Source organism: Chloroflexota bacterium, from assembly GCA_038040195.1.
Taxonomy (GTDB): domain Bacteria; phylum Chloroflexota; class Limnocylindria; order QHBO01; family QHBO01; genus DASTEQ01.
The window spans coordinates 323,329-339,487 of sequence record JBBPIR010000001.1 but is presented as its reverse complement, the minus strand read 5'-3'; the positions used below and the strand labels follow the sequence as shown (position 1 = coordinate 339,487).

The window sequence follows — 16,159 nt, the reverse complement described above, 5'->3', positions numbered from 1 at the left end:
GGTTCAGGCCGGGAGAGGTTCTCGGAAGGTTTCGAGGATGATCGCCGCCACCAGGCGCGGATCGGGCTTGTGGTAAATGCCCCGAACCAGCCCTGTCTCGTCGACGCCGATCAGCACCGGCTGCGCCACGTTCGTATTGCCGCGCTTCTCGGCCACCGGCACGCCTAATGCCTGTGCAGCGATCAGCCGCTCGTCGCTGAGCAGCAGGAACGGCAGGTTCAGCTCCGTCGCGTAGTCCTTCTGCTGGCGCTCGTTGTCGGTCGTGATCCCGGTCACCGCGATCCCGGCCGCGTCCAGGCGCGGGACGGCAGCCGCCAACTCGCGGGCCAGGACTTCCGCCTCGGAGCGCGCGGCTCCGCTGAGCGTCGGTCCGGCGAAGAACACGTGGGCCACCGGTGTCTTGCTCACCCACGAACGCAGGTTCAGGAGGTACCCGTCGGTGGCGCGCAGGCCGATGGACGGGATGGGGTCGCCCACCTGCACGCTCAGGCTGGCCGTGGTTCCGCTCACGGACCGATTGTATCCGGGCCGGGCTCGGCTACTTGGCGGGGCGGGAGTCCAGAAATCAGGTTCGCAGGTTCTTGAGGCCAGCCGGTGCTGCCTGCCGCAGCGAACCGGTCAACCGACGCAGGGTGGCGAGGAGCACACCGTCGCGACCGACGCGGACCTCCGAGCTGGAAGCAGGCCTGCTCCGGGAGGCCAGCTCAACCCGGCGCTCGGCTTCGAGCTCCCAGGCGGTCGCGGCCGTCATTCCGAACATGTTGGGGAAGATATTTGAGATCGAACGACAAGGGCGAGACAATATTTGACGCAGATACTGTCGTCGTGAAGACACCACTCAAACCCCGATCCGCTGACCGAGGGCATTGTCGAGCGCTAGCGCGGACCGAGGATGAGGTCTGTCTCAGACCGATGAAGAAGGCCGTCTCGCTCTAACCCCTCGGTAATCTCCCGGTAATCGACGGCGTTGGCCTCACCGTTCTCGGTCTGGCTCGCCTTCGTCCAACTGAGCCGGTGGTCGGGCGCTGTCGCCAGCGCCCGCAGAACCGCGCCGCGCGCCGCGCGGGTGGCCGCTGTAGATGACGATTGGCGGGGAACCGGGACTCGGCGCGGATCGGATCGGGACGGACAGCCCCGGGATACGGGGCAGATGTCGCAGCGCGGCGCGCGGGCGGTGCAGATCCGCGCCCCGAACTCCATCGTGGCGTGGGTCCAGGTGCCGGCTTCTTCCGGGTCGCGGGACCGCGCCGCGGCGGCCAGCCGGTCGGCCAGGTCTTGCAGGGCGCGACGATCGGCCGCGTCCGCCGCGAAGCGGCGGACGATCCAACGTCGGACGTTGGTGTCAACGGCGCCAACCGGCTGGCCGAACGCAATGGACGCAATGGCACGAGCCGAGTAGGGGCCGATCCCCGGCAGCCGCTCCAGCTCCTCGACTGTCTCTGGCCAACCGTCGCGGGCGATGTGTACGGCCGCGGCGTGCAGGTTCAGGGCACGGCGGTTGTAGCCGAGACCGCTCCAGTCGGTAAGCACCTGAGCAGGAGTCGCGGCGGCCATGGCCGCGGGCGACGGATATCGGTCCAGGAAGGCGTCAAAGCGTTCGGAGATACGCGAAGCCTGGGTCTGTTGGAGCATGACCTCGGCCACCAGCACGGGCCAGAGCTCCCGGCTGCGCCGGAACGGCAGGTCGCGGTGATCGGCCAGGTACCACCCGAGGATCCGCCGTCGGACGGCGCGGAGCGTGGCAGCGCGAGCGCGGGGAGGCACCCGGCGAGGGTAGCGCTACAGTCCGCTCCATGACGCCAGCGGGAGCGATCGTGGTCGACAAGTTCGGCGGCTCGGTGCTGACCCGGCCGGAGGACGTGGCTGCGGCGGTGGAAGTCGTGGTTCGCCAGCGGGCCGCCGGGCTGCGTCCGGTCGTGGTCGTCTCTGCCTTCGAGGGTGTAACCGATGCGATCCTGTCGTCCGCCTCGGTCCTGTTGCCCGATGGCGGGGCCATCTTGCGGGGGGACTCGGCCCATGCGCCGGACTCCGCGCTGGCCCGCGAGACGGATCGCGCCCTGGCCACCGGGGAGGCGTTGTCGGCGGCCCTTTTTGCGCTGGGCCTCGAGGCGCGCGGCATACCCGCCCGATCGTTCAGCGGCGCCGAGGCCGGGATCCGGACCGCGGCCGCTCACCTGGGCGCGGCCGTTCGCCGCGTCTACTCGCGTCCGCTGCGGACAGCGGTGGCGGACGGCCTGGTACCGGTCGTGGCCGGATTCCAGGGGATCGGGGCCCACGGGGAGCTGACCACCCTGGGGCGGGGAGGGACGGACCTCTCAGCCGTGGCCCTGGCGGTCGCCCTGCGCGCCGACCGCTGCGAGCTGTTCAAGGACACAGGAGGCGTCTGGGAGGCCGATCCCCATCTGGTCCCCGCGGCGCGGCTGATGCCCGTGGTCGACGCGCTTCAGCTGGAGCTGCTGGGGGAGCTCGGCGCAGAGGTCGTCCACCCCGTAGCGGTGCGCCGCGCGCGCCGGGGCCGGCTGCGGCTGGTTGTCCGGTCGCTGGACGACGAGGCGCCATCTACCGAAGTGCCGCCCCGTCCCGCGCGCGGCGCGGATGGTGCGATGCTGCTGGCAGTGGACCGCAAGGAACGGATCGCGCGCATCAGCTTGATCGGTCCTGCGTCACGAATGCCCGAACTGCTGCCGCTGCCGGCCCACGGGGAGGGCTCCTTCGACGAGGGCGGCCTCCGCGTCGTATGGGCTGAGGTCCCGGTAGCGCGGGCTGCCCAGGCCGCCCAGGCCGTCCACGCCGCCCTGATGGCCTAAGACGGACAGGGCTGGCTGTCGGCTTCGACGGTGACGATCTGGCCCTCGCCGGCGGCCGGAATCTGGATCCGGCTCATGATGCAGTTGTCCGTGTCATCGGTCTCGTAGAAGTCGTTCGCCCAGTCGACGGTGGCCTTCAGGGTGTAGGTGCCGCCCGCCATGTCGGTGATGTCGAGCCACTGGTTGGCGAAGTCCCACCCGTATCGGTCGCCCCATCCCACCGACAGGCCCATTCGGACCCCGAACGACTCCGGCTCGCCGCACCAGCTGATCAGGTAGTAGGCATGGTTCTCGAACCCCGCCAGCTCATGGTTGGTGGCGGTGTTGTCGAAGAAGCAGAAGTGGATCTTGTTCCCGGTGCGGACCGATCCAGGACCCAACACCGGGCTCAGCTCCATGGTCACGACCTGCTGAGCATGCCAGTGGTCGTGGCCGTCCCCGGCGTAGCGAGCGTCCACGGTGGTCGATACCCGGCGGAAGCCGCCCGAGGCGGTGTACACGATCTGATCCATCATCAGCATGGACGGCTCGTCCGCGCTCGCCCGGCTGCCGCGCAGCTCGAAGGGCCCGTCCCCGTAGTTGCTGAAGATGGTCGTCACCCGCAGCAGGCGATGGCCATCGCGGAACTCGACACGCCAGTCGGTCAGCGGCTCCATGACCAGGTTGGGGAGCAGGGCGCCATCGGGAATGGCTGGGGTTGGCGTAGGCTCAGGCGTCGGCTCCGGGGTGGCGACGGCGGTCGGAGTGGAAGTCCCGCTCGATCCAGGCGCGCCTGCCGCGCCCGGGGTGCAGGCGGCCAGCGCGAGGCAGACGAGGGTCAGCCAGACGAGGCGGCGGCTCTTATCGGTCACGAGGTGGTTAGGGTGGGTCTTGTGTACACCGGCGACCATAGACCAATGGTCCTGAAGGTTCCGTCCGACCGTCACGAGGGCAGGATAGAGCCATCCGCCACGGCTTCGTGCTCAGCAGGTCTGACACCGGGTCGGCGTTGGACCACGATGGCGGCCCCGATGATGCAGGCCCCGCCGACCACCTGGAGCGGGGTCGGGATCTCGGCCAGCACCAGCGCGGCCAGGGCGACTCCGACCACCGGCTCGAGGGTCGAGATGATCGCCGCACGCGGCGCGCCCAGGATCCGGATGCCCATGATCCAAGCCATGGTCGGGATGCCGGCCCCCACCACGCCCGCAAAGAGCACCGGCAGCAGAGCGGCACTCGAGGCAAGCGGGGCGTCCATGACCCCCAGTTGGCCGGTCAGTCCGGCGAACACGACGTAGGCGAGGGCGGCCACCGCGAAGGTAATTCCACCCGCCTGCGGCGCCGGGACCGATGGGAAACCGCGCTGCGCCGAAAGCGCGTACACCACCTGGCATAGCGCACCGAAGAAGGCGAGCCCCACGCCCACCAGGTCGAGCTGCCCAACGTCGCCAGCCCCGATGACCACGAGCGCCAGGCCGAACAGACTCACCGCCAGGGCCGTCCAGCGCAGCGCGTCCAGCCGCTCCCCGAAGAAGGCGGTTGCGACGAGGGCCACGAGGGCGGGGTACGTGTAGAACACCAGCAGGGTCAGCGCGATGCTGATCCGGCTGATCGCAATCAGCACGGCCAGATTCAGGGCGGCACCGATGATGCCCGCCGTCATATTCATCACCCGATGGCGCCATGGGATCTCGCGCAGCGGCCGCGTCACGACGTGGCCCAGGCGGCTCAAGACCAGGGCCGTGGCCGCTACGAACAGTCCGCCGATGACCGCTCGCCAGGTGACCAGGGTCAACGCATCAACGTCCGCCGCGAACGCGAAGCGAGAAGCAGGCCCAAGCGTCGCGAAGCACACTGCGGCCAGGACCACCAGGCCGGCACCAACGCCGTTGCTCCGCGGGGGGTCGGCGCTCACGAGGCGGTCTGGGCGGTCGACAGCTCGGCAGCCAACCGATCGCGTTCGGCGGCCAGCCCCGCGGACCGGTCCAGCGCCTGGTTGTGGCTCTCGATGAGGCGGCGTACCTGCGCGGGATCGGCATAGACCGATGGATCCGCCAGCCGCTGGGTGAGATCGGTCAATTCGGTTTGGGTGGCTGCCAGGTCAGCCTCGGTCCGTTCCAAGGCGGCCCGTACGTCGCGGGTCAGGCGGTGGCGACGGTTGCGCGCTTCGGCCTCGGTGCGCTTGCGGGCCGTGGCCTCGTCGGTCGTCTCGCGGCGCGAGCGGGTCGCCACGACTCCCCGGGGAGTGGCCACGCCCTCGGTCGCCCCAGGCCGCTCGACGTCAATTCCGCGCGCATCGGCATACGACTCGAAATCGCCTGGGTACAGGACCGCCGTGCCGCCGTTGACCTCGCAAATAGCATTGGCCACGGTGCGGATCAGGTATCGGTCATGGGTGATCAGGACCAGGGTCCCGCCAAAGGCGTTCAGCGCATCCTCGAGCACGTCGCGGCTGGCGATGTCGAGATGGTTGGTGGGCTCGTCCAGGCACAGCAGGTTGGCCGGGTCGGCCATCAGCTTGGCCAGTGCCAGGCGGGTCTGCTCCCCGCCGGACAGGACCTTCACCGGCTTGCCGATGTCGTCCCCAGAGAACAGGAACGTCCCCAGCAGCCGGCGCTGCTCGGCGGAGGTGAGCCGCGGGGCGGCCTCCTCCAGCTCCTCAAGGACCGAGTTGGCCGGGTTGAGGGCCTCGATCTGGTGCTGCGCGAAGTACGCGACTCGCACGTTGTGGCCCAGCTCGCGCGTCCCGGCGTCGAACTCCAGGGCGCCGGCCAGGATCTTCAGCAAAGTGCTCTTGCCCGCCCCGTTGGGACCGATGAGCGCCACTTTCTGTCCACGTTCCAGGACCAGGTCCAGCCCGTCGTACACGGTGTGGTCGCCGTAGCGCTTGGTGATGCCGTTTAAGGTGATGACCGTCCGGCCGCTTCGGGCGGGTTGCGGGAAGCGGAACCGGATCGATTTGGTCCGCGTTTCGGGCACCACCACCCGCTCCATGCGATCCAGCATCTTGATCCGGCTCTGGACCTGCCGGGCCTTGGTCTTCTTGTACCGGAAGCGCTCGATGAACCTTTCCGACTGGGCGATCTTGCGGCCCTGGACCCTGGCCTGACGTTCCAGCTCTGCCAGGCGGGTGTCGCGCTGCTCGACGAAATCGGCGTAGTCGCCCACGTACTCGGTGAGCATGTGCCGGCTCAGCTCGCCCACCCGATTGGCCACGACGTTGATGAAGTCGCGGTCGTGGCTGACCAGGATCAGCGCACCGGCGTATTCGGCCAGGAACCCCTGGAGCCACTCGACCGATGCCAGGTCGAGGTGGTTGCTCGGCTCGTCCAGCAGCAGAAGGTCCGGGTTGGCCAGCAGGAGCCGAGCCAGGGCCACCCGCATCATCCAGCCACCGGAGAACTCACCGATGTCGCGCTCGGCGTCCGCATCGGCGAAACCCAGGCCAGCCAGGATGCGCCGGGCCTCCGCCTCCAGGGACCAGCCGCCCAACTGCTCGAACCGATGCTGGAGCCGCCCGTACTCGTCCATCAGCTCCGCCAGCTCGGCTTCGCTGTCGGCCTGGTTGGCGGCGGAAGCCGCGGCCAGGCCCCCGAGCTCGGCCATCTCCTGCTCGATGTGCCGCATGCGTCGGCCGATGCCGGTGATCTTGCCGGCGCCGGAGATGACCTCGGCCAGGACCGTGTGCCCGCGGGTCTCGGCCACCTCCTGGCGCAGGTAACCGATGACGACGTCTTTGCCCTTTGCGACCGAGCCCGTGTCGGCCTGCTGGTCGCCGGTGATGATCTCGAGCAGGGTCGTCTTGCCCGTCCCGTTGGCCCCCACGATCGCGATCCGCCGCCCGGCGCTGACCTGGAGGCTGACGTCGGAAAAGAGGTGCTGGGCGCCGTGGCTCTTCGATACCCCGGACAGCGAGACGAGGCTCATGTCCGGCTCACCTAGCCCGACGATTCGCGCGGTTCGGTAGCGTTCAGGCGCGCGCCGGACGTGTCGAAGCGGAGCCGGGTGGCCATCCCCGGTTGTCCCGCGGTGTTCCAGGCCTTTTCGACCGAATGCGCGGTCAGGGGCGAGTCGCAGATGGCCAGCACCGATGGCCCGGCGCCCGACAGGCAGGCGCCGGCCGCCCCGATCTGGTACGCGGTTTCAATCAACTCGGAGGCGCCGGGGAGCAACGGCAGCCGGTAGGGCTGGTGGAGCCGGTCGTCCATGGCGGTGCGGAGGAGCGAGGCGTCGCTGGTCAGGATGGCGGTCGCCAGGAGGGCGGCCCGGCCGGCCTGCGCGGCCGCGTCGGGGTGGAGCACCCGTCCCGGCAGGGCTGCTCGCATGTCCGCGGTGTGGCTCTCGGCCTGGGCGATGAACAGGACCGGGATCCACGCCTCCGGGACGCGGAAGCGGCGCAGGGTGACCTCGCCCTGCCGGTCCGTGACGGCCAGGGTGAAGCCGCCGTACAGGGCGGCCGCCACGTTGTCGGGATGCCCCTCCAGCCGCGCGGCGAGGGCCAGCAGCTGGTCGGCGTTGGTCGGGAGGCGGCCGGCGCTGGCCCCCAGCAGGATGCCGGCCAGGATGGCCGCCGCGCTGCTCCCCAGACCGCGGGCGGCGGGGATCATGCTCGAGACTTCGATCTTCCACGCGGCGTTGCCACCCGGCGGACCGCCCGCCGCGCGCAGGCCCTCCCGGAAGGCGCGGACGACCAGGCTGTCGGAACCGGAACGGTCGGCCTCGGCCGCTCCCTCGCCGTGGGCGGTCAGCACGATCCCGGGCAGGTTCCCCGGATGCAGCTCGGCCCGCAGCTTCAGGCTCAGGGCCGCCGCGAAGCAGTCGAACCCGCTCCCCAGGTTGGCGCTGCTGGCCGGAACATCGACCGATGCAATGGGCGTCGCCACGCGGCCGAGTGTATCGGTCAGGCGAGGCGCGCCACCTCGAGGTATCGGAAGCAGCCGACCTGGTGGTCATTGACGAGCCCAGCGGACTGCATGAAGGCGTAGCAGATGGTGGGACCCACGAACGAGAAGCCGCGCCGCCGCAGGTCGCGCGACATGGCCCGCGAGGCATCGGTCTCGGCCGGCAGTTCGCCCAGGCGTTCCCATCGGTTCTGGAGCGGCCTGCCGTCCACGAACGTCCACAGGCACCGATCCAGGCTGCCCTGCTCGGCCGTCACCCGGAGGGCGGCTTGCGCGTTGCCGATGGCGGATCTGACCTTGGCCCGGTTGCGGATGATCCCGGCGTCCGCCAGAAGTCGAGTTTCGTCGTCGGGGCCGAAGGCGGCCACGGTGGCCAGGTCGAAGCCGGCGAAGGCTTTCCGGTAGCCCTCGCGCCGATTCAGGATGGTCGTCCAGCTCAGCCCGGCCTGGGCGCCCTCCAGAATCAGGAGCTCGAACAGGGCCTGATCCTCGTGGAGCGGGACGCCCCACTCGGTGTCGTGGTAGGCGAGCATGTTCGGGGCCGAGCCGGCGGCCCAGGAACAGCGGTCAGGCACCGATGGCGCGGCGAATGGCGTCGGCCGTTGCTGAGACCGGGGCGAGATCGCCCAGCTCGCCGGGCGCCGTGTCGGGGTCCTTCAGCCCGTGGCCGGTCAGGATGCAGACCACCGAGGTGGACCGATCCAGGCGGCCGGCCTCGACCAGCTGCCGGACGCCGGCCACGCCCGCGGCCGAGGCCGGCTCACAGAAGATCCCCTCCAGGCGGGCGATGTCGCCCTGCGCGGCCAGGATCTGGGGATCGGTGACTGATTCGATCAGCCCGCCGGATTCGTCGCGCGCGGTCGTGGCCCCCTCCCACGATGCGGGGTTGCCGATCCGGATGGCGGTGGCCACCGTCTCCGGCTCGGGCACCGGCGCGCCATTCACGATGGGCGCCGCGCCGGTCGCCTGGAAGCCGAGCATCCGCGGACGCTGCCCGACGCGGACGAAGCCGCGCCAGGCGGCGGTGATGTTGCCTGCGTTGCCCACCGGCAGCGCCACCGCGTCCGGGGCGCCTTCCAGCGCGTCGGCGATCTCCCAGGCCACGGTTTGCTGGCCTTCCAGGCGGTCGGGGTTGGTGGAGTTGACCACCACCCCATCGCCGGCCTCGCCCAGCGCACGCACCGCGTCCAGGGCGGCATCGAAGTTGCCCGACACCATGACCAGCCGCGCCCCGGCAGCCACAGCCTGAACCAGCTTCCCGCGCGCCACCTTGCCTGCGGGCAGCACGACGCCACAGGTCAATCCCGCCGCCGCGGCGTACGCGGCGGCCGACGCGCTGGTGTTGCCGGTCGAGGCGCACAGAACCATCCGGGCGCCGCTCCCCAGCGCGCGGTTCACGGCCAGCACCATGCCGCGGTCCTTGAACGACCCGGTGGGGTTGGTGCCCTCGAACTTCAGGTACAGGTGATCCAGACCGATCGCCGCGCCGAGCCGCCGGGCGTGGACCAGCGGCGTACCGCCTTCCCCGAGCGAGATCGGGAACGACTCGCCCGGGCGCGCCAACCGGTCGCGGTAGCGCTCCAGGAGGGGAGTCGGGGGCGCCACCCTACGCGAAGGCGTCGCGGACGATGCGGGCCTGCTCGGCCCGGTGCGCGCCCGAATAACCCTCGGCCGGACGGGACCGCTCGGGGCGGGACACGTCGCCCAGCGGAATCTCGGACGCCACCAGGGGCCGGATCTTGGGCAGCACGAACTTACGAGCCCCCATGTTGCGTGGCTCCTCCTGAACCCAGCTCACGCGGGCGATGTGCGGGTAGCGGGCGAGCACCGCCCGCAGGGCGTCGGTGGGGAACGGATACAGTTGCTCGACGCGGATGACGGCTGTCTCGGGGGCGGCCGCCCGGAGCTCGGACATGACTAGGTCGTAGTAGACCTTCCCGCTGCACAGGATCACGCGACTTACGGCGGCCGCCTCCGCATCGGTCTGGCGATCCGGGTCATCCACCACCGGCGCCCAGCCGCCGTCCGCCAGTTCGGACGGGCGCGAAGCCGCCTCGGCCAGGCGGAGCAGCGACTTGGGGGTCATCACCACCAGCGGCCGAGGCTCGGCGTGCAGCCCCTGGCGACGCAGGAGGTGGAAGTACTGGGCCGCGGTGGTGGGGTAGGCGACCCGGATGTTGCCCTCGGCCCCCAGGGCCAGGAACCGCTCCAACCGGGCGCTCGAATGCTCCGGGCCCTGGCCTTCGTATCCGTGGGGCAAAAGCAGGGTCAGGCGCGACGTCTGGTTCCACTTGGCCAACCCCGCGATCAGGAACTGGTCGATCACGATCTCGGCGGCGTTGACGAAGTCGCCGAACTGCGCCTCCCACAAGACGAGGACCTCGGGCACCGTCACCGCGTACCCGTACTCGAAGCCCAGGCAGGCGTACTCGCTCAACGGGGAGTTGTGGATCTCGAAGCTGGCCTTCGACCCATCCAGGTGCTGAATCGGAGTCCAGGTGGCGCCGTTGGCCGCGTCGACCAGGGTCTGGTGTCGCTGGCTGAACGTGCCGCGCACCGTGTCCTGGCCGGTCAGCCGGATCGCGACCCGGTCGCGGAGCAGCGAGCCGAACGCCAGCGTCTCGGCATGACCCCACTCGACGGCCGCCTCATCCGCGGCCAGCGCCTCGCGACGGCGACGGATCTGGCGCACCAGTTTGGGGTGAACCGTGAAGTTCTTCGGCACCGAGTGGAGCTGCTCGTTGAGCGCCCGCAGCACGTCCATCTCCACCGCGGTGCGTGGCTCGTCCATCTCCTCGACGGACAGCGCCTCGGCGCCCCGGTCGAGCTGCGGCTCCGCCTGGTCCTTGCGCACCGCGGCCTGGCGACCCAGCAAGTCGCGCCGTGACTCGTCGACCAACTCCTCGGCCCGCTTGGCGGACACCACCCCGGCCGCAACCAGTTGCTCGGCGTACTGGGCGCGAACCGAACGCTGGCGCCTAATGGCGTCGTACATCCGCGGCTGGGTGTAGGCGGGCTCATCGGCCTCGTTGTGGCCATAGCGGCGGTAGCCGACCAGGTCGATGACCACGTCGCCGTCGAACTCGGCGCGGTAGGCCATCGCCAGCCGGACGGCGTCCAGGCACGCCTCGGGGTCATCGGCGTTGACGTGGATGATCGGGACGTCGAAGCCCTTGGCCAGGTCCGACGCCCAGGTCGTGCTGCGAGCCTCCTCAACCGAGGTCGTGAAGCCGACCTGGTTATTGGCGATCAGGTGCACGGTCCCGCCGTTGGCATAGCCGACCAGGCGCGACAGGTTGAAGGTCTCGGCCACCACGCCCTGGGCCGCGAAGGCGGCGTCGCCGTGGATCAGGATCGGGATCGTGCGGCTCGTGTCCTGGCGCACGAGCGGCCCGGAGTGATCGGTCTGCTCAGCGCGGGCGCGGCCCTCGACCACCGGGTCGACGGCCTCCAGGTGGGACGGGTTGGGCATGAGGGTGACGTCGACGCGGCCGCGCCCGGTTCCATGCTTCCCGGTCGCTCCCAGGTGGTATTTCACGTCGTCAATCTCGACGTCGGCAGACCGCGCCCGCTCCACGCCCTTGCCGGCCTCGAACTCGGCCAGGATGGACTCCACCGGCAGGCCCACGATGTGGGCCAGCACGTTCAGACGTCCCCGGTGTGCCATACCGATGACCGCGCGCCGCGTGCCTTCATCCGCGGCCCTCTCCAGCACCAGGTCGAGCATCGGCACCATGGTGTCGAGGCCCTCGATGCTGAATCGCTTCTGGCCCAGGTACGCCTTGTGCAGGAAGTGCTCGAGGCCCTCCACGGCGGTCAGCCGGGCCAGGAGGCGCCTCTGCTCCTTGCGCTCGAGAGCGGACCGATGCTCCCCAGACTCGATCGCCTGCCGCAGCCAGACCCGCTGGGTGTGGTTGGCGATGTGCTCGACCTCGTACGCGATCGTCCCGCTGTACGTTCGGCGCAAGCCTTCGAGGACCTCGGCCAAGGTGTCGCCCCAGACCTGGACGTCGAGCAGGTCGGCGCTGATCCGATCCAGGCTGCTCGGGTCCAGGCCGTGGAAGGCAGGGTCGAGGGCAGGGTCGCCGGGCGGTGGGCTGCCGAGCGGGTCGAGCTGGGCGGCGAGGTGGCCATACAGCCGGTACGCGTCGATGAGGGCCATGGCGGATGCCATGCGCCGCAGGTCGGCGCCCGACACGGTCACCGCCGGGCCGGGCGGCCCGGTCAGGATCGGCGCCGACGGGGGAGCGGGTTCTGGCGCGGCCGCAGGTTCGGCGACTGCTTCCGGCTGGGCCTCCGGCTCGACGGCCGCTTCCGGCCCGGTGGCCGCCAGGTCCGGGAGCGGCGCGACGCCCAGGCTGTCGGCGACCGATTCGTAGAAACCGTCGGCACCGTCAAGCAGGGCGGCCACTCGTCGGAGGAAGGCGCCCGATTCGGCGCCCTGGATCACCCGGTGGTCGTAGGTGGAGGTGATCGTCATCACCCGAGCCTCACCCACGTCGCGGATGGCGCCCGTGGCGATGATGGAGCCCTGGCCCATCATCAGGCGGGGAACCGAGGCCGTGGTGCCCAGGGTCCCCGGGTTGGTCAGGGTCATCGTCGCCCCCGCATAGTCGTCGGGACCCAGGCTGCCGGCCCGTGCGCCGGCGACGAGCTCCTCGAGTCGGGCATGGAAGGCGGCGAAGTCAAGGGCCTGGGCGCTGCGGATGACAGGGACCATCAGGGAACGGCTGCCGTCGGGCCGCTCGACGTCGACCGCTAATCCCAGGTTGACCGCGCCCGGGTCGCGGGCGTGCGGCTTGCCATCCACCTCCAGGTAGGCGCGGGTCATGGTCGGGAATTCGGCCGCGGCCCGCGAGATGGCGAATCCGATCAGCGGGGTGTAGCTCATCTTGCGAGGCGCGATCCGCGTGTTGAGCTGGCGGTGGCGGGCTACCAGGACTGCCACCGGGATGTCGCGGAACGAGGTGGCGGTGGGAACTCCCAGCGACGCCGCCATGTTGGCCGCCAGTCGGGCGGCCGGTCCGCGCAGCGGCGTGGCGCCGGGCGGCGGCTCCTCAGCAGCGGCGCTTGGGCGCTCCGGCGGGGCCGGGGCGTTGTGTGTCGCCGGCGGCACGGTGGAAGCTGCGGCCGGCGCCGTTGGCACCACCGCCGGCGCGGATGGCACTGCGGGCCGCACGGGCTCGAATCCAGCCAATCCTGTATCGAACAGGCGTCGCCATTCGGGCTCGACACTGGCCGGATCGGATCGGTATTGCTCGTACACTGCTGCGACGTAGCCGGCGTTCAACCCTTCCAGGGCGTCGTCCAGCGGAGAGCGGCCATTCGTGTCGTCGGGCGGCACACGCTAAGAATAGAGTGGCTCGATCCACCGAATCGGAGGCGATTTCCATGATTGCCCGTATTTGGCGGGGGCGAACGGCGGCCAGTAAGTCCGACGAATACGTGTCCTTCCTGGAGCGCACCGGCCTGCGCGACTACCAAAACACGGAAGGCAACCGGGGTGTCCTCCTCTTGCGCCGCGTATCGGACGGTGTGGCGGAGTTCACGACCCTGACCCTGTGGGACTCCATGGACGCCATCCGCCGCTTCGCCGGCGACGAGCCAGAACGGGCCCGGTACTACCCCGAGGATCCCAATTACCTCCTCGAGATGACTCCCTTTGTCGAGCACTACGAGGTCGCCTGGCACAACCTGGACTGACCGATACGTCAGCAGCGCCCGGATCTTCAATCACAGGTAGCTCGCATAGCGCATAGAACGGCCGCGCGTGGTCATTCTCGGGCCTTTCATGCACAGGTAACTGGGCGCCCGCCAGAACAGCCGCTCGAGCGAGTTACCAGTCTCCTGTGACTGAGGGTAGGGACCCTCAAGGAGGCCGACTGGGTACGCCTAATCCAGGGGCAGGCGGACGATGGGCCGGCCTTCGGCCCGGCGCTCGACCTCGGTAAACCCCACTCGTTGGAACATGGCCAGCGTGCCGGTGAAGACGGTCGACTGCGGGTGGCGCTCCTCGCCGGTGTCGATCGGGTAGGCCTCGAGCACCCGGGCTCCGCCAGAACGGGCGTGCTCGACCGCCGCCCGGAGCAGGGCCATGGCGATGCCCTTGCCGCGCTGAGCGCGCGGCATCCAGAAGCACACCACCGACCACACGCCGCTGTCAGCCGCGTCCGGGCTGCGCCGCCCTGGACCGATGCTCGGTGAGCGGATGACCCTCCCGTAGTCCGGTCGCGGCGCGACGCTGATCCAGCCCACAGGCCGGCCGTCGCGGTACGCAATGAGCCCCGGCTGGCGCCCCTCCGTCGTCAAGCTGCTCAGAAGGGCCCGGTTCCCGGCGGCGCGCTGGCGAATGCCGCGTCCGAACTCGCCGCCCGTCTGGCGCCACCACGTGCACCAGCAATTCCCGAACGCCCCGCTGGCTCCGAACAGGGCGACCAGGTCGTCCCAGCGGTCGGCGGTCAGGGGGTGGACCTCCAGTCCCCCCGAGGTCATATCGGCTGGTCGGCGTCCCGCGGCTTGTCGGCTTCCCGCGGTCCGAAGATCCCGCGCAGCAGGATGAGCACTCCAATCCCGATCAGCGCCGCCGGTATGACCCACTCGGGCAGGGGAAGCGGGTCGCCACTGAGGCCGATCACCTGCTCGAAGAACAGGTAGAACCCGCCAAACAGGGCCAGGCCGACCGCGATCTGCCACATCCCGGCGTCGCGAAGCCGCGGATTCCCGGTCCGCAGTCCGCCCAGGAACGACCCGACGCCGGAGGCGGTGGGACCCACCAGGGCCCACGCATAGGCCCAGCTCTCCCAGCGGCCGGTCATGTTCTGCCAGGCCAGGACCAGGCCCACCGTGGTGACCACCGAACCCCCGACCAGCATCCCCAGATTGGGCAGAAACAGCCCGAGCACGAGGAGCGCGAGACCGGGGCCGATGATGAAGAGTGGCCATACGTCGGCGCCCGCGAATACGTCGAGGTACCGGACGGCGAGGAAGGCCAGACCGATGAAGATCAGGATCGCCCCCAGCACGGCGCCGGGCGGCGCCTGACGATCCACGCTCACCTGCCCATGCTACCGGTCAGGGCCGCCTCAAAGGTGGCCTCGTCCACGTTTCCGCCGGTCGTCACCACGGCCACGCGATGGCCGGCCAGCTTTCCCAGCCGGCCGGTCAGGAGAGCCGCGATGCCCAGGGCGCCGCTTCCCTCCAGCCGATGGCGGGGCCCGTTCCACGCCCAGCGCATGGCGGCCGCGATGGCGTCCTCGTCGACCAGCACGACCTCATCCACCAGCCGCCGTGCCAGGCGCAGTGTGATCGAGCCACGCTCGATGTTGCCAGCCACCCCATCGGCCATAGTCGGCCCGATGGGTACCCGGCGCGCGCTGCCGGTGACGAGAAACGCATGCATCGGGAACGACGCCTCCGGCTGCACCCCGACCAGGCGGACGGTGGGGCTGATCGACTTGACCCACAGCCCGATGCCACTGATCAGCCCGCCGCCGCCGACGGGAACCACCAGGGTGTCGACATCGGGCCAGTCCTCGAGGATCTCGAGCCCCACCGTTCCCTGTCCAGCCACCACCTCCGGATCGTTGTACGGCGACACGTATACGGCTGCCCCCAGCTCATGGCGGCGGCGGGCCTCCGGTTCGGTGTCATCCGTGTCGCGACCGAAGATCTCGACCGTGCATCGGTCCGTTTCGAGCTCGCGCAGGTGCGCCAGCTTGGCTGGCGACACGGATCCGCCAACCAGGATCGTGACCGCCAGGCCGTGCCGCGCGGCCGCGCGTGCGACCGCGATCCCGTGGTTGCCGCTGCTGGCGGTGACGAGCCGCGCGCCGCTGCCGGAGGCCGCGATGGATGCGACTCGGGACTCCGAACCGCGGACCTTGAACGAGCCGGTGGGCTGGAGGTGCTCGAGCTTCAGCCGGACCTCGTCCGCGCCGCAGGCCTGGGCCAGCGCCAGCGATCCGGCTAGCGGCGTTCGGCCGGCGGCATCACCAATCCGCTGCCGGGCGCGGAGGACGTCGAGGGGAGTCGGAAGGGGGGGTGGGGCCACCCCCGCAGTCTAGGGCTGGGTGCGCCCCGTGGGCCGCCCGGTGCTCAGGGGACCGGGTCGACTGCCACTCGCTCGGCGAGCTCTCGCAGCCGGCGGCTGATGCGCATGAGGGCCTGCAGGCGATCCTCGACCCGGCCTCGCTCCGCGGGCGTGACCTCGTGGCGCAGCGAGAAGTCGATCTCCTGCTTGTGGCCGGTGGCCAGGGTGAACAGCTCCTCTGCCTCCACCTCGTCGTCCGCATCGCCCGCCTCGGCCGACTCGATCATCCGTCGCCGGGACTCGAGCACGTCGACGTAATACGAGGTCGCCAGCCGATCCAGATCCAGCTGGTCACCGTGCTCCCACGGCTCCGGCGGCCCACCGAGGCCGTATTCGCGCCAGGTTCCGGGCTCAACGCGGGTTGACATGGTCTGCAGGACACC

General features: G+C 70.2%; 16 protein-coding genes. 2 read left to right on the top strand and 14 right to left on the bottom strand.

What is annotated here, in order from left to right; translation table 11 throughout:
• Positions 1–3 precede the first annotated feature (3 nt).
• From AABM41_01720 to AABM41_01710, 3 genes are all read right to left on the bottom strand, one after another.
• Positions 4–510 (bottom strand): redoxin family protein, encoded by a 507-nt coding sequence (locus AABM41_01720; protein ID MEK6191026.1) that lies wholly within the window; start codon positions 508–510, stop codon positions 4–6.
• Positions 511–565: 55 nt separating this feature from the next.
• Positions 566–751 carry a hypothetical protein gene (locus tag AABM41_01715; protein ID MEK6191025.1) on the bottom strand — a complete coding sequence of 62 codons (186 nt, stop codon included), beginning with the start codon at positions 749–751 and terminating at the stop codon, positions 566–568.
• Between the two features lie 125 nt (positions 752–876).
• Positions 877–1,764 carry an A/G-specific adenine glycosylase gene (locus tag AABM41_01710; protein MEK6191024.1) on the bottom strand — a complete coding sequence of 296 codons (888 nt, stop codon included), beginning with the start codon at positions 1,762–1,764 and terminating at the stop codon, positions 877–879.
• 29 nt (positions 1,765–1,793) lie between these two features.
• Here AABM41_01710 and AABM41_01705 point away from each other — a divergent pair, with 29 nt between their 5' ends.
• Positions 1,794–2,807 (top strand): aspartate kinase, encoded by a 1,014-nt coding sequence (locus AABM41_01705; protein MEK6191023.1) that lies wholly within the window; start codon positions 1,794–1,796, stop codon positions 2,805–2,807.
• On the opposite strand, the gene AABM41_01700 is transcribed toward AABM41_01705, so the two are convergent.
• The 7 genes from AABM41_01700 to AABM41_01670 form a co-directional block, all read right to left on the bottom strand.
• Complete coding sequence (locus tag AABM41_01700) at positions 2,804–3,658, bottom strand: lysyl oxidase family protein (protein ID MEK6191022.1); 855 nt, start codon at positions 3,656–3,658, stop codon at positions 2,804–2,806. The genes AABM41_01705 and AABM41_01700 overlap by 4 nt on opposite strands.
• A gap of 71 nt (positions 3,659–3,729) precedes the next feature.
• Positions 3,730–4,701 (bottom strand): DMT family transporter, encoded by a 972-nt coding sequence (locus tag AABM41_01695; protein ID MEK6191021.1) that lies wholly within the window; start codon positions 4,699–4,701, stop codon positions 3,730–3,732.
• On the bottom strand, positions 4,698–6,713 hold the full coding sequence (locus tag AABM41_01690) for an ABC-F family ATP-binding cassette domain-containing protein (GenBank protein ID MEK6191020.1): 2,016 nt from the start codon (positions 6,711–6,713) through the stop codon (positions 4,698–4,700). The genes AABM41_01695 and AABM41_01690 overlap by 4 nt, the downstream gene beginning before the upstream one ends.
• An 11-nt stretch (positions 6,714–6,724) precedes the next feature.
• Positions 6,725–7,669 carry a homoserine kinase gene (gene thrB, locus AABM41_01685; GenBank protein ID MEK6191019.1) on the bottom strand — a complete coding sequence of 315 codons (945 nt, stop codon included), beginning with the start codon at positions 7,667–7,669 and terminating at the stop codon, positions 6,725–6,727.
• A 17-nt stretch (positions 7,670–7,686) separates the two neighbouring features.
• The gene (locus AABM41_01680) at positions 7,687–8,262 is read right to left on the bottom strand and encodes a DNA-3-methyladenine glycosylase I (GenBank protein MEK6191018.1); all 576 of its coding nucleotides are present in this window, start codon (positions 8,260–8,262) and stop codon (positions 7,687–7,689) included.
• Positions 8,255–9,292, bottom strand: a complete 1,038-nt coding sequence (gene thrC, locus AABM41_01675; GenBank protein MEK6191017.1) for a threonine synthase — start codon at positions 9,290–9,292, stop codon at positions 8,255–8,257. Before thrC ends, AABM41_01680 begins: the two co-directional genes overlap by 8 nt.
• Before the next feature lies 1 nt (position 9,293).
• A complete protein-coding gene (locus AABM41_01670; GenBank protein ID MEK6191016.1) occupies positions 9,294–13,031 on the bottom strand; it encodes a multifunctional oxoglutarate decarboxylase/oxoglutarate dehydrogenase thiamine pyrophosphate-binding subunit/dihydrolipoyllysine-residue succinyltransferase subunit in 3,738 nt (1,245 codons plus the stop codon).
• A gap of 47 nt (positions 13,032–13,078) precedes the next feature.
• Between AABM41_01670 and AABM41_01665 the strand changes: the two genes are divergently transcribed.
• Complete coding sequence (locus AABM41_01665) at positions 13,079–13,390, top strand: hypothetical protein (GenBank protein ID MEK6191015.1); 312 nt, start codon at positions 13,079–13,081, stop codon at positions 13,388–13,390.
• Positions 13,391–13,579: 189 nt separating this feature from the next.
• Here the strand turns inward: AABM41_01665 and AABM41_01660 are convergent, their stop codons facing one another.
• From AABM41_01660 to AABM41_01645, 4 genes are read right to left on the bottom strand one after another with little or no spacing between them, the layout of a single operon-like run.
• On the bottom strand, positions 13,580–14,179 hold the full coding sequence (locus tag AABM41_01660) for a GNAT family N-acetyltransferase (protein MEK6191014.1): 600 nt from the start codon (positions 14,177–14,179) through the stop codon (positions 13,580–13,582).
• On the bottom strand, positions 14,176–14,742 hold the full coding sequence (locus AABM41_01655; GenBank protein ID MEK6191013.1) for a hypothetical protein: 567 nt from the start codon (positions 14,740–14,742) through the stop codon (positions 14,176–14,178). Before AABM41_01655 ends, AABM41_01660 begins: the two co-directional genes overlap by 4 nt.
• Positions 14,739–15,737 carry a pyridoxal-phosphate dependent enzyme gene (locus AABM41_01650; protein MEK6191012.1) on the bottom strand — a complete coding sequence of 333 codons (999 nt, stop codon included), beginning with the start codon at positions 15,735–15,737 and terminating at the stop codon, positions 14,739–14,741. The genes AABM41_01655 and AABM41_01650 overlap by 4 nt, the downstream gene beginning before the upstream one ends.
• Positions 15,738–15,781: 44 nt before the next feature.
• The gene (locus tag AABM41_01645; GenBank protein ID MEK6191011.1) at positions 15,782–16,144 is read right to left on the bottom strand and encodes a hypothetical protein; all 363 of its coding nucleotides are present in this window, start codon (positions 16,142–16,144) and stop codon (positions 15,782–15,784) included.
• Positions 16,145–16,159 lie beyond the last annotated feature (15 nt).

What these genes read in the sequence shown, in the direction of transcription:
- AABM41_01715 (MEK6191025.1), bottom strand. Translation starts at nt 751, where the DNA reads ATGACGGCCGCGACCGCCTGGGAGCTCGAAGCCGAGCGCCGGGTTGAG.
- AABM41_01705 (MEK6191023.1), top strand. Translation starts at nt 1,794, where the DNA reads ATGACGCCAGCGGGAGCGATCGTGGTCGACAAGTTCGGCGGCTCGGTG.
- AABM41_01690 (MEK6191020.1), bottom strand. Translation starts at nt 6,713, where the DNA reads ATGAGCCTCGTCTCGCTGTCCGGGGTATCGAAGAGCCACGGCGCCCAG.
- AABM41_01665 (MEK6191015.1), top strand. Translation starts at nt 13,079, where the DNA reads ATGATTGCCCGTATTTGGCGGGGGCGAACGGCGGCCAGTAAGTCCGAC.
- AABM41_01660 (MEK6191014.1), bottom strand. Translation starts at nt 14,179, where the DNA reads ATGACCTCGGGGGGACTGGAGGTCCACCCCCTGACCGCCGACCGCTGG.
- AABM41_01645 (MEK6191011.1), bottom strand. Translation starts at nt 16,144, where the DNA reads ATGTCAACCCGCGTTGAGCCCGGAACCTGGCGCGAATACGGCCTCGGT.